The following is a 15980-nucleotide window of genomic DNA, read 5'->3' as shown; positions in this document are numbered from 1 at the left end:
CCTTATTCATCGCTATCACCATTTCATTCTTGTTCGACAAAAAGTCCTTGACGAGGGATAAAAATAAAGTCAAGAATACCTGTTGGACCACTTCGATTTTTAGCAATTCGCAATTGTGTTGGCGAGTCATCGCTTATTTCTTCGCTACCTTTTTGTTTGTTGTAGTAATCAGCTCGATATAAAAAGGCGACAATATCGGCATCTTGTTCGATAGCTCCCGATTCACGTAAATCAGAGAGCATTGGCAATTTATCCTCACGTTTTTCAACACTTCTTGACAATTGTGAAAGTGCAATGATGGGCACGTTGACATCACGAGCTAGTTGTTTGAGCTTTCTAGAAATGATTGAAACTTCCACTTGTCTAGAATCGCTTCTTTGTTTTTGGCTTGAATTGATTAATTGTAGGTAGTCTAAAATAATTAAATCAAATTTTTCATTATTTTTAAAACGTTTTCAAACTTGTCAATAAATATCGTCGATATTTATTGAACCTGAATCATTGATGAGCATTTGATAATTAGCAATTTGGTGATTAATAGCACTTGTAATAATTTCAAATTGCTCCTCTTTTAAATATTTTGGTGTTTTAAATAAGGCAGAGTCGATGTTGGTCTCAAGCGATAAAATTCTTGTAACTAAATCTTTATCAGACATTTCCAATGAGAAAAATAAAACTGATTTTTTATTAGCACAAACATTTCTTGCAATGTTGAGGGCAAAAGCGGTTTTACCCACTGAAGGACGGGCAGCCAAAATTATTAATTCACCAGGCTGGAGCCCAGAAGTGGTATTGTCAATATTTGTATATCCGGTGGATAAACCTTTGAAAGAATCACGATTGCGATTTTGAACTAAATAATCTAGAATTTCGCTGGAAACACTTGAGACACTGGTGAAATTATCAGTCGTGTTGGCATAATTAATTTGGTTAATTTGTGACTGCAAATGGGAGCTCAAATCAGAACTCGAAAGTGTTGAATTATCTATATTTTTCAAGCTTTCTTCAAGTAATTTTTTCAAATTACGCAAAGCTGTCTTCTCAGTTACAATTTTGATATATTGCTCAATTGTATTATCAAAGACTAAAAAAGATTCTGATAAATTAGCAATTGTGGGAAGGCCGCCAATTAATTCTAATTTTCCATAGCTTCTAAGATGCTCAATTAAAAGTTCGACACTAAAAGAACCATTATTATTCATCAATTCCTTGATTGCAAGAAAGATAATTGATAATTGCTTATCACTAAAATCTTCTTCACTTAGCAAATTAATATAGCGGTGAACCTTATCTGGTCGACGCAAAAAATATGTAAGGATGACTCTTTCAATATCTGGAGCGGTATATCGGTGGTTACTCATCTTTAGTTATATTAATTTTTAATTTAGCAAAAACTTTTGCTGAAATTTTTATTTTAATATTTGTAGTTCCAAAATTGTGAAGATTGATATGTTCAAAGCTATGTTTTTCAAGGTGAATTCCTTGTTCTTCAAGTGCTTGGTGAATTCTTTTGGCTGAAATTGCACCATGTGCTACATCGTTTGTTCCTTTTAATTTAAACCAAAGAACTGTTTTTTCAATTTGTTCTTTTAACTTCAAATCTTGTTGGTATTTTTCTTCTTCATGAATAGCCACTTCTTGTAAATGAAGTTTTAGTTGTGCTTCGTTTTCCTTTGTGAAAGGAATTGCAAGTTTATTTTTGAACAAAAAGTTACTTGCATAACCTGGGGAGACATCCACTACAGTGTTTGCTTTACCGTCTTTGCTATCTTTAATTAGTATAACTTTCATAATCTCTCCTTTTAATTGCTAATTCAATGTTTTCAACAAACTCCTCAAAAGTTTCAGTTGTTGAAATTGCAGCTGATGAAGAAAAGTTTCCACCGCCGCCTAGCTGTTCTGCAATGTATTGCACATTAACATCAGATAAACTGCGAGCTGACATTTTATAGTATTTTTTGTTTGGAACTTTGGCAACAACAAAGGCTGCTTTGCGTCCTTTAACAGATAAAATTTGCTCACAAGCTATCGAAACTAAATCAACATCAATTTCTTGGTTGTCTACAGCTAAGAAAAATCCAGGTTTTACTTCAACAACTTTTGCTAATATATTATTAATTATATTAGATTCCGCTTCATTTAGCTTTAAAAATTCGGTAGTTTGAGCAATTTTAGCCCCTCATCGAACTAAAGCAGAGACGGCATTAAAAGTGGAAATTGAGGTAGTTTTTTTAAACTGAGCCGAATCAACATAAATACCGTTGAGTAAAATTTGAGCCACTTGCTGATCAATTTTAATTTGATAATTATATGTTAATAAAATTAAATTAGTAATAATTTCGCAAGTCGAAGAAGCGCTAGTGTCTATATAATCATTGATATATTCGAGCGTTTGTTGAGCATCAGCATTTACTAAGTGATGGTCAAAAATAAAAATATTTTGTGGACTGATGTTATTAAAGGCTTTTTTATTTTCAATTCTAGCAATCGAAGACACATCAACTAAAATTGCTATAACACTTTCATTTTTGGCACCTTTGGCACTTATTTTGGAAGCAAATTGTGGAGAAATAAAATAATCTTTGGTCACAAAATCACTTTGTGCCAAAAATCTCGAAGCAGTTGAGTCAAATGTTTTATTTTGAATATAAAAATTAATATTTTTTTTATATACCTCACTTGCATACTGTTTTAAAAAAGTACCCAGCCCAAAAGCTGCACCAAGGGCATCTAGATCAGAATTTAGATGTCCATAAACGATAATATTTTCAGCATTTTCTAGCTTGTCCAAAAGCAATCTTGAAATATTTTTTAGTGCAACTAACGAACTATCAATAACATTTTCACTATAAGATCCATAGGAAAAAAGTTTTTTACCATACTCGTAAATGGAGACTTGATTACCACCACGAATTTTTGAAAAAGATATAGCATCTTGTGCAAGACTTCTCAATTCAATGAGATTATCACTACCCAAACCAAAACCTACAGAAAGTCAAACCGTGCTATTATCATCAATTCGAGTTTTATCTTCACCAAAGACTCCAAAATGTGATTTTTGTCACAAGAGAAATGTTTCATATCTAAGAACTAAAAAAAACTTGCCATTTTCGTATTCTTTGTATAAAAAATGATGTTTTTTTGATAAATTTTCTAAAAATGTGTTAACAAATATTTTAATATTTGAAATATCTTGATTACTATTTTTGAATGTTGAAGAATTTAAGTTATCGATTTCTATTTCTGCTACTACTAATGAGTTATTTTTATAACCTGTGAGCAAAGATTCAAAAAGTGTAATATCGCGAATTGATATTCAATAATTGAAGCGATCAAAAACAATTAAATAAGATTTGTGACCTTTTTTAATTTTAAATTCATTAGGAATAGACTCAATTTTTTTGTATTGTGGAAATAGTTGAAAAATCGTCTTACCAATTAATTTTTCTTTATAAATATCACTGATATATTCAGAATATGAAGTGATCTGGTAGGTCGAAGATAGTGTGATAATTCCTGTATTATTTGCTTGCATTATTGAGTTAAAGTTTTGAAAATAAAAATGATTTTTTTTCAAAACTTTTGATCTTAAAATTATTAAGGATCAAACAAAAAAGATAGAAAAAAGAACAAACAATGATGTTTCGATTGCAATAAAAATTCTATGATCTCAATTAATTGCAACAGTTATTTTAATGATAAAAAATAAAAATATCAATAAAAATAAAATGGCTGGCAAAACAAGAATATAAAGGGGTTTTTTCATTTTTTAATTAATTTATTTTTTTTCTTTTGTAATAAAGTTTAACATCTTTTTAGCAACGTAAATTGTCTTAATAATTTCAGCATTTTCCAAATATTTAGATAAAGCAGGGTTATTTTTTGCAATTTTAATAATTTCTTCTTCAGTAGTTTTATTTTTTAAATTAATAACAGTGCGAGTTTTACCATTGATTGAAATTGGTAAGTTATAGTCTAAATCAATGGTTTTTTTCTTATCAAACTCTGGTCATTTTTGGTTAAAAAGATCATTTTCATCAAGCTTTTCTAACAATTCTTCAGCTAAATGAGGCGCAAATGTTGAAAAAATAATAATAAATGATGTTAAATATTTTTTATCTGGAAGCACACTTTGTTTACTTAAAAAATTGATATAAACCATTAATTTTGAAATTGCTACATTAAACTTTAAATCTTCAATACTTTGAGTAGTCTCAGCAATAAACTTATGATAAGTTTGTTCAAATGTGATATTTTTTAGCAATTTTGCATCATACTGATATGAGGTAGTTATAACTCGATAAACTCTTTCAAGTCACTGATACATGGACTTAATTCCACTATTTTTTCAATTTTTAACATCTGTCAAAGGTGACATAAACATCAAAAATAAACGAAGAGCATCTGCACCATAGAGCTCTAAAATTTCATCAGGATTGATAACATTACCTTTAGATTTCGACATTTTAGAACCGTCACTACCCAACAACATACCTTGATTGACAATTTTGAAAAAAGGTTCATGTGTGTTTACAATTCCGGCTTCGTAAAGAACTTTATGTCAAAATCTTGAATATATTAAGTGCCCAACAGCATGCTCTTGCCCACCTATGTATAAGTCAACAGGTAGTCATTTTTTAAATCTTTCCAAGGCTTGTGGTGAATCTAAATTGAGGTAGGAGCCATCACTGTTTTTTAAAATATAAGCTAAGTAATATCAAGAGCTTCCAGCTCATTGGGGCATTGTGTTGGTTTCACGACGGTATTTTTGGCCATCTTTACTAAAGGTGAGCCATTTTTTGTTGCTAGCTAAAGGTGATTGACCATCACCATTTGGTTTAATTTTGTCCATATATGGCAACTCGACAATTTTTTCCTCAAGAAAAATATTGTCATTTTCATCAAAATAAACTGGAAATGGCTCACCTCAATATCTTTGTCTTGAGAAAACTCAATCTTTAATTTTATAGCTAGTTTTCTGATTTATTAAGTTTTGAGTACTTAAATCTAAAAATATTTTTTCTCTAGCTTGCAAAATTGTCAAGCCATTATATTTATCAGAATTTATTAGTAGATTTTGATCATCAATTACTTTAACAACTTTTAAATCCATAACTTGTGCAAAATCTAAATCACGACTATCATGTGCAGGAACACCCATAATTGCCCCTGTTCCATAATTGTTAAGAACGTAGTTGCTAATAAATACTGGAATTTTAGTCTTTAAAATTGGATGAGTTAAATAAAGGTTAGTAAAAATTCCTGTTTTTTTATTAGTTTGCAGCTTGTTACTTGTGCTAAAGTTTTGATCAATAAATTTTTGAATCTCTGGATTTTGACTAGCTAATTTACTACTCAATTGATGATTAGTAGAAATTGCTACAAAAGAAACACCAAAAATTGTTTCTATCCTTGTTGTATAAACTTCGATGTAATCCTCTTGGTCTTCAAGGAAAAATTTTACCTCTCAACCCTTAGATTTTCCAATTCATTTTTCTTGCAATAGTTTTAATGAGTCTGGAAAATCAACATCTTTTAGTCCTTCAAGAAGCTTGTCGGCATAGTTAGTGATTTTCAAAACTCACTGTTTCATTTTCTTATTAGTAACAGGAAAGCCTCCCCTTTCACTAACTAGATTACCATTTTCATCTTGAACAATTTCTTCATTTGCTAAAACGGTTCCCAAATCCTGACATCAATTTACATCTGTTTCACGAATTTCAGCAAGATTTTGTTTATAAAGCAATTTAAAAATTCATTGTGTATGATAATAAAATGCAGGATCAGTTGTATCAATTTCTTTTTCTCAATCATAAGAAAAGCCAAAAGCTTTAATTTGACGACGGAAATTTTCAATGTTTTTAGCTGTAAAATCAGCTGGATGGTTACCAGTTTTTATGGCATATTGTTCTGCGGGCAAACCAAAAGCATCCCATCCCATTGGATGTAAAACATCATAACCTTGAAGCCTTTTTAGTCTAGATATTATATCTGTAGCTGTATAGCCTAACGGATGGCCTAGGTGTAGACCAGCCGCTGAAGGATAAGGAAACATATCCAATGCATAAAATTTTTTTAAACTTTTATCTTGAGTCTTAAAAACTTTGTTAAATTCTCAATGCTTTTGTCATTTTTTGTCAATTTCTTGATGCTTAAACATAATTTTATATATTATATTACATAAGAATCATATTTAAAAATATTTTGCAGGATTAGCAAAGATTTTTTATTATGATTATTATTAATTATTTCTTGTTTTATGTATAAATTTATACAAACATTTTATTAAGAAGTGTTGTTTTAATCATTTCAATTTTTTGCAATTTTAATTCATATAAATTTAGCAAATTGTCTATATTTTTAAACACTTTTGCTATTTTTTCTTGCTCTTTGATAGAAGGCACAAAATATTCAAATTGACCATAATTTTTGAAATAAATATGTTTGATCGTTGTCCCACTAATTATTGACTCTATTGGAAAATAAGAGGATAACAAACTATAAATAAAGTAAATATCAAAATTATTTTTACTGGTCAAAGCTGACATTGTCGAACAAAATGCTGTGTTTGTAGGTAAAAATCTCAAGCGACCAGCATCTCCATCTTTTATGATGGAAATGTAATTTTCCTTGATAACAAATTTATCAGTTTTGCCTATAATTTCTTTGGCATCATACAAAAAATATTTACCTTGTTTTTTAGCATCACTAAACGTTAAATTAGAAGTGTGATGCTCAACAATATCTTTTAATTGTGTTCATTTTCAAAGGTTTTTATAACTTGCAAAGCGAATTAGAGGTGTTGGTTGGTTGGTTGGTTGGTTGGTTGGTTGGTTGGTTGGTTGGTTGGTTGGTTGGTTGGTTGGTTGGTTGGTTGGTTGGTTGGTTGGTTGGTTGGTTGGTTGGTTGGTTGGACAAACATTTTGTTTAACAAAATATTTTTGATTGATTCAAGCTTAGTAATTTTTGCTTGAATAGAAAATATTATTTTATTTATGTAAAAAAACAGATTTTTTATTAAATTAGATTCTTCTAACATTGGAACACAAACTTTGTTATGTTGAACTAATGATATGTAATGACGCATATGACCTTGTTGTTTTTTAGGTTCTTTATTTAAAAGCAGATAACAAAAGAAAGGATCATATCTTTTTTTAGATGTTAATATTTTTAATGCTGTTGAATTAACTTTGAAAGCCACATCAACAAATTGAGATTCTAAAGTAAAATCATCAAACAAAAGACAAGCGCCCTTTTGATAGTATTTTTCTTCTTTTGTATAACCTAAAAGAAAGGATTTGTTAGCTGTTAAAACAGGAATTCCATAAGCTACATAATCGCTACTAATTGTGTATTTATCAGATCTTTCATAATCAAAAATATCACCAAAAGTTACTAACTCTCATTCATTTTTATGTCCTTGGAATCTAATATTAGGAACAAATTTTTTAAGCATATTCTAATTTCTTTATTCTTTTGTTAAATTATTTTAATAAAATGTTAAACAAATGGTAATTATCAGCTTTATAAATTACTATTAATTTTTTCTTGTAATAACTCATTTATAAGCTTAGGGTCAGCTGCACCTTTAACTTCTTTCATTAATTTGCCAATAAGATATTTAAAAATACGTTCTTTATTGTTGATATTTTTTTGTATTTGTTCATTTTCTTGAATAAAAATATTATCAATAATTTTAGACAATTCTTCTACATTTAGTTGTGGAACAACAACTTTTTTGATAACAGTGTGATAATCTAAATTTTCTTCCTTTTGCTTTAAATTTATAGCCTTTTTAGCATCAATAACTGTAATTTTTTTAAGATATAAATCTTTAACTAATAAATTAAAAAAACTAGTTTGAATATTTAAATTTTGTCAACCTAATTTATTTACGATCGGTAAAACTTCGGCAAAGAAAATTTTAACCCCCAAATCTCAATTAACTAATCTTGAATTATTTAAAAATGTTCATATTTCAATACTATTTAAAATTTGCAAAATATAAAAATCACTAACTTTGTTGTCAACTAAAAATTTTTGAATTAAATCAGGAGTTGGCTTAATTTGAATACTATTAACAAAATCTAAAGGTAATTCGATGATGGGTAAATTTGGTTCTGGAAAATATTTATAATCAATAGCACTAGTTTTTTCACGTAAGATTGTATTTTTTACTAGCTTGTCATCAAATTTTTTAGTTACTTGTTTTACAATTTGACCTTCTTCATAAGCTTGAATTTGCTCTTCTATTTCTAATTCAGTAGCTTTTTTAATATTAGAAATTGAATTAATATTTTTAATTTCAACCTTATTATTAAAATCTAATTGTCCTACTTTTCGAACAGAAATATTAACATCAGCACGTAGTGATCCATTTTCTAATTTAGCATCAGAGATGCCCAAAAATAAAGCGTATTTTCTTATATTATCAACATAGTTGGCAGCTTCTTGAGCTGATTTAATCACAGGTTTTGTCACAATTTCAATCAAAGGAGCTCCACAGCGATTATAGTCAAGATAAGTAAATTCGCCTTGATGAATTTGTTTTGCTGTATCTTCTTCAAGATGTATTCTTTCAATTTCAACTTCTCTTGTAAAACCTTCTGATTCAACACTAATTTTACCTTCTTTTCCTATTGGGTGAAATTGTTGAGTAATTTGAAATCCTTTTGGTAAATCTGGATAAAAATAGTTTTTTCGATCGAAAGCTAAAAAGGGAGCTATCTTCATTTTTAAAGCTTTTGCAAGCATGATAGATTTTTCTACTGCTTGTTTATTAATTTGTGGCAAGGTTCCCAAATATCCTAAATCATAAAGGTTAAAATTGGTGTTTGGTTCACCAATTTTGTTGCATGCATTAGAGAAAATTTTGCTTTTTGTATTTAATTCAAGGTGAATTTCAACACCTATAATTACTTCATATTTATTCATTTATTTCACCTATTTTTTCTTCAATATAAAGAGCAAAACTGAGTAATTTTTCATCTTCTTTTAAATTAGCATCAATTGTAATGTTAAAAGGTAAACCTTGATATTTACCAAGAGGGATTGAAAGTGAGGGATTACCTGTGAGATTGCTAATTGTTAAAATGTTGGAGGTAATTTTTGATTCATCATCTTCGTTTTTTCCTTGAATATCAGGTGCAATTGAATAATACGATGGAAAAATCACAATATCATAATTTTCTAAAAATTTCTTGTAATAATTTGCAATTATTCGACGTACTTTTTTTGCCTTTAATAAATATTTTTTTTGATTTTCTTCTTTTAAAAAGTAAGAACCTCAAATTAATCTTTTTTGTAAAACTAAACCAAAACCGCTACTGCGAGTATCAAACATAATCTGCTCTCATGACTGATTTTTTGGAGCATGCGCAAAACTAATCCCATTGATTGCTGAAAGATTTGAAGTAACTTCAGCATAAGAAACAATTTTATAAACTATGCTAATTGCTGAAAGAATTTTAGTATCTGGTTTAATTATTTCAACTTCAATTTCTTCATTTCTAAGTTTATCTATAAGTTTAAAAAGTTGTTCATTTACAAAGCTTTTTACTTCATTTTCAAAATTAAAAACCGCAATTTTTTTAGGTTTTTGTTTTGAAGCATTTGCAACACTAATTGCAATCGAAGTTAAATCTTTTTCATCTCTACCAAAGGCAACTTTAGCTACTTCAATGCTATCAGCAACATTGTGTGATAATCAACCAACGGTATCAAGTGAAGTAGCATAAGAAAAAAGACCATAACGAGAAACGGCACCATAAGTGGGTTTAAAACCAACTTTTCCTATAAAACTTGCAGGTCTTCTAATAGAATCGCCGGTGTCACTAGCTATTGCAAAGCTGACATAATTTAAAGTTGCAGCACTCCCTGAAGATGAACCACCAACTAATTTGCTTGCATCCAAAGGATTATAAATTTCTCCAAAAGCAGAAAATAGACCTTTTCCACCAAGACCTAATTCATCATTATGTGTTTTAAAAAGAGGTTTTGCACCGGCATTTACTAATTTTTCAAAAATTGTTGCATTATATGAAGGCTGAAAATTAATTAAGGACTTGGAAGAACCATGGCTTACTCCTTGTGAAGTGGCAAAATTTTCTTTAATCGAAAAGGTGGAATTTGTTAGACTTCCTGATTTTTCTTCAAAATCAGTAAATCAATAGCCAACACTATTGCTATTCTTAGCTAATTCTTGTTTTGCCTTTTGAGCATCATATTTGTACTTAATCATTAATTACCCTTTTAATTTTAATATTCTCATTTTCACTATGTACTGAGTTTTTAAATAAAACATCACGATAGTCTTCTACTTTAGCAACATCTTCTCTTAAAAGCGAGAGGCTAAAAGTATGCTCATGGACTTTATCCATTGGAAGCACATTACTAGTATCAAATTGATACAAATTGTAAATACTTTTTTTGATTAATTTATTTTCACTAAGAACGACATCAATGACATCTTGATTAGGGACAAACTTTAATTTTTTAGCTAAATCAATAACTGTTTCTTTTTTCATAATTACTCCCACCATCTTGGTTTATCTATAAATTGCTTGTTGTTTAAATATTGCAAATTACCTTCCAAATTATTTAACTGAAGAAAAAAACAGTGTAAAAACATAGGCATTAACTTGAAACTACTATATTTTTGATCACCATAAATTGGATAACCTAAATGTGATAATGTAAGCCGAATTTGATGTTTTTTACCCGTTTGTAATTGTGCGATTTTATTGTTCCCTATTAAAAATAAAGAAGTAATTGCTAACTGCGAGTTTTGAGTTTTTTCTTGACTGACTTCCATTTTTTTTAAATCATCATTTTTCTTTATTCAAAGCTTAACATCTACTTTTTCTTTTAAGTCAATATCCGATTTAAAAACATAGCGTTTGACAAAAAAGTGTTGTTTTTTGTTCATTTCCAAAGCGGTTTGATAATTTTTAGCATAAATTACAATCCCAGTGGTATCTTTGTCTAGTCTACCAATGTGTGCTGGTTTGAAAATGTCGGCCATCTTGATATTTAAATATTTGTGCACTTGATTATCTAAGCTAAATTTATGGCTATGCATTGCTGTTTGCCTTGGTTTGATAACAACTAGAATATTACTATCTTCGTATAAAATATCAAATTTTACTTTTATGTATGCCAAATTAATATCTGGTTTTACAATTTTTGCTTCTTTTGTATAAATTATAATCAAATCGTTTTTATAGACAATTTGATTTTTTTTCGCTTTTTTATTATTAATTTTAACCTTTTGTAGACGAAACAATTTTTCAATTTGATTATAACTATAATTTGGAAGTAATTTACTTACTAATTTCAGGATACTTCTTTGGTTTTGATTTTCAGGAACAGTGTATGAAATCATAGGTTTTATGCTTTATTTGCTGAACCAAATTCTTCAATTTTTTGTTCAACAATTTCTTGCATAGCTTTGTTACCTGGTGCTAAAAGTTTTCTTGGATCAAAGTTTTTTCCTTTTTTAGATTCACCACTTTCAATAAATTTTTCAATAGCTTGCGCATTTGCTTGTTGCAATTCAGTGTTAATGTTGATTTTAGCCACTCCAAGACTAATTGCTTTTTGAACTTGCTCAAGCGGAATACCGCTTCCGCCATGAAGCACTAATGGTAGCTGTGTTGTTTGAGCAATATCTTCTACAACTTGAAAATTAAGTGATTTTCAAGTTGAAGGATATGGGCCATGAATATTACCAATACCTGCAGCTAACATTGTAATGCCAGCTTCTTTCATTGCAAGCGCTTCCTTAACATCAGCGATTTCACCGTCACCTACTATTCCATCTTCTTCACCACCAATGGAGCCAACTTCAGCTTCAACGCTAATATCTTTAATTTTTGCTAATTTAACAATTTCTTTGGTATTTGCTAGATTAACTTCAAATTCTTCGTGTGAACCGTCATACATAACTGAGGTATAACCAACATCTATTGCATCTTTGCAAGTTTGAAAACTACCATGATCTAGGTGAAGTGCAACTGGTATACTAATTTCTAAATAATCCATCAAGTTAACAACTAGTGAATAAACAGTTTTGAGACCTCCCATATACTTGAGTGCACCTTCAGATGTTGCAAGGATTATCGGTGATTGTTTTGCTTGCGCTGCTAAAAGAGCAGACTTAGTTCATTCTAAATTGTTAATATTAATATGTGGAATAGCATATCCGTTTTTAAAGGCTTTTTCTAGCATTTCTTTAGCATTAACTAATTTCATATTTTTCTCCTTTTTAAACTAAATCACTTCGTAATGTTCAGACATTGTCGCCTAGGGGAATAAAGTTACCATCAATTGTAAGTAATTTATATAATTCTCCACGTTTGTAAATTAAAATTTGTTCTGCATTTTTATATTTGCCTTTTAATTCTTTTTCTCACTTAGACATTAGTCTAATTTGTACTTGTTTAAAAATTTCTTCAAAAGTTGCCTCAGATCTATTTGATAAAAATTCTTTAGCAACACTAATAATTGTGTCCATATTAAACTTTTTCCTTTCCTTGAATACCTAATAATTTTAACCCATTTCGAATGACAATATTAACAGCTTTTACAATTGCCATTAAACTATCTTTTCTTGGAGAATCCAAAATTTTGACATTTGAATAAAAAGAGTTAAAACTATTTGCCAAATCAAGAAGATATTTATTGAGTAAATTGATTTTGTAATTATGACTAATCTTAGCAATAATTACCTCAAACTCTTTTAATTCGTTAATTAATTTTATTTCAAAAGGGGTATTAAAACTAGAAATATTATTAAAATTATATTGGATTTTTTCTAACAATTGATAACTTCTTGCATAGGCATACTGAATGATAAATAGAGGGTTTTGTTCATTAATTTGATTTACTTTTTCAATATCAAATTCAATAATGCTATTTTCGCTACGTTCAACCATAAAATAACGAATAGAATCTTTGTCTGCTAATTTTAAAATATCTTTGATTGTAAAGGTTGATCCTTTACGTTTGGACATTTTAAACTCTTGACCATTTTTTAATAATTTTACTAATTGATATAGAAGAATATACAACTTATCTTGCTCGCCAACAAGGCTAAGTGCTGATTTAATACGATCTACATATCCAATGTGATCAGCACCTCAAATATTTATTAGTAAATCTGGGTGAAAACTTGAGTTAATTTTTTCTAAATGGTAGCAAATATCAGCTCCAAAATATGTATATTTGCCATCTTGTTTAATCAAAACTCGATCTTTATCATCACCATATTGACTTGTTTTTAGTCATAGAGCACCATCTTGTTCATAAGTTCCAGGTAATTTTTTGATATTTGTTTTAATTATAGAGTTCTTATGTAATTCAGCCTCTGATGAATATTTATCAAAAAAAATGTCTAAGTTAGTTAAATCTTTTTTAATTTCATCTAGATAAATTTGTAAACCTTTATTTCAAAAAAATTCTCTTTTGTCTTCATTTTTATAGTCTTTTTGAAACTTATCACCAATTTCTAAATAAATTTTATTAGCACCTCAAACAATATCTTCACCAACATAGGAGTCCTGTGGCATAACTACATTTTTATCAAATATTTGATCATATCTTGCAATTAGTGAACTAGTCAACCTATCAACTTGAACACCAAAATCATTAATATAATATTCTCTTAAAACTTGATTACCACTAAATTCTAAAACTCTTGCTAAAACATCACCTATAATTGCACTTCGAAGATGACCCAAATGCAAAAAACCTGTTGGATTAGCAGAGACAAATTCAATATTAATTTTTTTATTTTGTTTTTGAGAACCATAGCAATCATCCTCTTTGATAATTTTTTGAATAATTTCTACAAATCCTTGATTAGAAATAAAAAAATTAATAAATCCTGGTTTTGCAACCTCGACTTTAGCAATGTTGTTATTTGTCTTTATTTTCTGAGATATTTGCTCTGCTAATTCCATTGGTGATAACTTATTAATAGCAGCTAATATCAAAGCTATATTACTTGTAAAATCAGCGTGTTTACTAGATTGGGAAATGATAATTTTTGATTCATCAAAAATTAAATTCAATTCTTTAAGTACAGTTATTAACTCTTGTTTGATTATATTATTCATCTTCTTTACCTACAATTACAAGCGCAGGTTTTATAACACGATCATGTAGTCTATAACCAATAGATTTTACCTCTAAAATATGGTCTTTAGAACCTTTTTCCAAGTGATAAATTTCTTGTTCTTCAGGGTTAAAAATACTATTAATTTGTGGCTCAATTTTTGTTAAGCCAAAACTTTCAAAAACATTTTCTAATTGAGCCATCAACATCTCAAAACCTTTAACATAAGCACTGACAGCCAAATCATTGGAATTAGAACCAAAGTGAATGGCTTGCTTTAAGTTTAAAAAAGGTACTAAAAAATCTTCAAAAAATGGTTGAATACTGTATTTTTTTAAAGTTTGTTTTTCTAACTCTAATTTTTGATGCAAATCTGATTTGAGTGTTTTAACTTTTTCATTTGCTTTATCTTCAAAAGTTTTTATTTGCTCTTTAAAATCATTTTCTAATAATTTAATTTTATCTTTTAATTTTAAATTTTCCACTTCTAAGGTGATATTTCTATTTGATAAATCTTGATTTTTTTTCTCTAATTCAAGATTGATCTTTTTCAAATTTAGATTATCTTTTTTATTAAATTTGCTTGAATTTTCCTTTTGAGATTTTGGTGGTTGAGCTTCAAAATTAGTTTGCTCGTTTTTGTTTGTTTTGCTTTCTGATTTATTGTTTTCTGTTGGATTATTAGCTTGATTTTTTTTGAATTTCATCTTTTGCCTTTCCTTCCTTATCATTTTCTTTTTCTTTTTTAGATAAAAAATTTTCTAACAACTTTATACCTGTTCAAGCTGCCGAATAGTTTATTTTCTGAGTAGAGCCAACAAAACTTATTTCCTTGATGTTTGAAGACTTTGGAAACTGCTTAGAAATAAAGGAAGCTTCCTTGGATTCAATGCTAATTTTTAAAGTTTCATCTTCACTTTGGGAATTCTCATCTAGTATTTCTCAAATTGATTTTTTTTCAATAATTTCTAAAAGTTGTACTAGTTTTTGTCTTGATATATCACGGTCTAAAATTAGTGAATTTTTATTATATATCTTTGAATCAGGCTTGATATGAAAATTAAAAACATTTTCTGCAAAGTGTTTTAAAATATCTTCGCTATGTTTAATTTGCTTTTCTAAAATGGGATTTAAAATTTGAATAGCTGTTGCTATTTCGATAATTGGTAGTGAAATTAAACGCTCTTGAAATAAACGGATGGCAATTTTTACATCTTCTTTTTTAATAAAATTATTAAAATTAATTAATTTATTTTCTACTCGTCCACTTGATGTAATTAAAACAACAACACCAGTTGATTCACTGATAATAGTTAAACTAATTGACATAAGTTTTTCAAAACTATCATTAGTTGTAGCAATTAATGTAGCGCCTGCAACTTCACTTATGATTTTGACTGCCTCATTAATAGTTTGTTCAATGCTCACACGTCTGCGTGCGAAAACATCTTTTAATTTTTGGCTCAAATCCCGACTTTCGTCATGACTCAAATATTCAGCATAATATTTAAATCCTAAAAGAGTTGGAATACGACCACTAGAACTATGAGATTTTTCTAAATAACCTTCTTGCTCCAATTCATTCATCATACTTCTTAAATGTGAGGTAGACTTATTAATGGCATAAATTTGTTTCAAATTAGCAGAGCCAACAGGCTCACCATTTTTAATATAATTTTCAACAATTTTTTTTAGATAATCTGCCTTTTTTGGATTTAACAACTTTATTTTCATAAATATTTAATTATACATTAATTATTTTAAAAAAATAGCAATTAAGTGCCAAATGTGCCATCTTAATGCTATTTTTATCTTGTATATTTATAAAATAATTATAAATTAATTTATTTTAAATTTAACTATA

At 28.6% G+C, this 15980-nt stretch carries 15 protein-coding genes; all 15 read right to left on the bottom strand.

Going from position 1 to position 15980, the window contains the following annotated elements; genetic code table 4:
• Positions 1–2 precede the first annotated feature (2 nt).
• The 15 genes from dnaB to MCJ_RS00745 all read right to left on the bottom strand — a co-directional run bounded on the left by dnaB (position 3) and on the right by MCJ_RS00745 (position 15844).
• Positions 3–1361: a replicative DNA helicase gene (dnaB, locus tag MCJ_RS00815; RefSeq protein WP_012751381.1), complete on the bottom strand. Its 1359-nt coding sequence runs from the start codon at positions 1359–1361 to the stop codon at positions 3–5.
• The gene (gene rplI / locus MCJ_RS00810) at positions 1354–1791 is read right to left on the bottom strand and encodes a 50S ribosomal protein L9 (RefSeq protein ID WP_012751380.1); all 438 of its coding nucleotides are present in this window, start codon (positions 1789–1791) and stop codon (positions 1354–1356) included. The genes dnaB and rplI overlap by 8 nt, the downstream gene beginning before the upstream one ends.
• Entirely contained in the window at positions 1772–3766 is a 1995-nt protein-coding gene (locus tag MCJ_RS00805) for a DHH family phosphoesterase (protein WP_012751379.1), read from the bottom strand. The genes rplI and MCJ_RS00805 overlap by 20 nt, the downstream gene beginning before the upstream one ends.
• Before the next feature lie 12 nt (positions 3767–3778).
• Positions 3779–6160 (bottom strand): leucine--tRNA ligase, encoded by a 2382-nt coding sequence (leuS, locus tag MCJ_RS00800; RefSeq protein ID WP_012751378.1) that lies wholly within the window; start codon positions 6158–6160, stop codon positions 3779–3781.
• A 109-nt stretch (positions 6161–6269) separates the two neighbouring features.
• Positions 6270–6743, bottom strand: coding sequence for a restriction endonuclease subunit S (locus MCJ_RS03565; RefSeq protein WP_129622017.1), 474 nt, complete (start codon positions 6741–6743; stop codon positions 6270–6272).
• 50 nt (positions 6744–6793) lie between these two features.
• Complete coding sequence (locus MCJ_RS03755; RefSeq protein ID WP_012751376.1) at positions 6794–7456, bottom strand: PT domain-containing protein; 663 nt, start codon at positions 7454–7456, stop codon at positions 6794–6796.
• A 68-nt stretch (positions 7457–7524) separates the two neighbouring features.
• Complete coding sequence (gene gatB / locus MCJ_RS00785) at positions 7525–8934, bottom strand: Asp-tRNA(Asn)/Glu-tRNA(Gln) amidotransferase subunit GatB (RefSeq protein WP_012751375.1); 1410 nt, start codon at positions 8932–8934, stop codon at positions 7525–7527.
• A complete protein-coding gene (locus tag MCJ_RS00780) occupies positions 8927–10240 on the bottom strand; it encodes an amidase family protein (RefSeq protein ID WP_012751374.1) in 1314 nt (437 codons plus the stop codon). The genes gatB and MCJ_RS00780 overlap by 8 nt, the downstream gene beginning before the upstream one ends.
• Positions 10233–10526 carry an Asp-tRNA(Asn)/Glu-tRNA(Gln) amidotransferase subunit GatC gene (locus MCJ_RS00775; RefSeq protein ID WP_012751373.1) on the bottom strand — a complete coding sequence of 98 codons (294 nt, stop codon included), beginning with the start codon at positions 10524–10526 and terminating at the stop codon, positions 10233–10235. Before MCJ_RS00775 ends, MCJ_RS00780 begins: the two co-directional genes overlap by 8 nt.
• A gap of 2 nt (positions 10527–10528) precedes the next feature.
• Positions 10529–11383, bottom strand: coding sequence for a pseudouridine synthase family protein (locus tag MCJ_RS00770; protein WP_012751372.1), 855 nt, complete (start codon positions 11381–11383; stop codon positions 10529–10531).
• 5 nt (positions 11384–11388) lie between these two features.
• On the bottom strand, positions 11389–12252 hold the full coding sequence (fba, locus tag MCJ_RS00765) for a class II fructose-1,6-bisphosphate aldolase (protein WP_012751371.1): 864 nt from the start codon (positions 12250–12252) through the stop codon (positions 11389–11391).
• A 13-nt stretch (positions 12253–12265) separates the two neighbouring features.
• Positions 12266–12514: a DNA-directed RNA polymerase subunit delta gene (gene rpoE / locus MCJ_RS00760; RefSeq protein WP_012751370.1), complete on the bottom strand. Its 249-nt coding sequence runs from the start codon at positions 12512–12514 to the stop codon at positions 12266–12268.
• A gap of 1 nt (position 12515) precedes the next feature.
• Complete coding sequence (gene argS, locus MCJ_RS00755) at positions 12516–14117, bottom strand: arginine--tRNA ligase (RefSeq protein WP_041594484.1); 1602 nt, start codon at positions 14115–14117, stop codon at positions 12516–12518.
• Complete coding sequence (locus MCJ_RS00750; protein ID WP_012751368.1) at positions 14110–14823, bottom strand: nucleotide exchange factor GrpE; 714 nt, start codon at positions 14821–14823, stop codon at positions 14110–14112. Before MCJ_RS00750 ends, argS begins: the two co-directional genes overlap by 8 nt.
• The gene (locus tag MCJ_RS00745) at positions 14798–15844 is read right to left on the bottom strand and encodes a heat-inducible transcriptional repressor HrcA (protein WP_129622016.1); all 1047 of its coding nucleotides are present in this window, start codon (positions 15842–15844) and stop codon (positions 14798–14800) included. Before MCJ_RS00745 ends, MCJ_RS00750 begins: the two co-directional genes overlap by 26 nt.
• Positions 15845–15980 lie beyond the last annotated feature (136 nt).

This window comes from Mesomycoplasma conjunctivae, assembly GCF_000026765.1.
Taxonomy (GTDB): domain Bacteria; phylum Bacillota_I; class Bacilli_A; order Mycoplasmatales; family Metamycoplasmataceae; genus Mesomycoplasma; species Mesomycoplasma conjunctivae.
The sequence above is the reverse complement of the archived record's forward strand: the minus strand, read 5'-3'. Positions and strand labels throughout refer to the sequence as shown.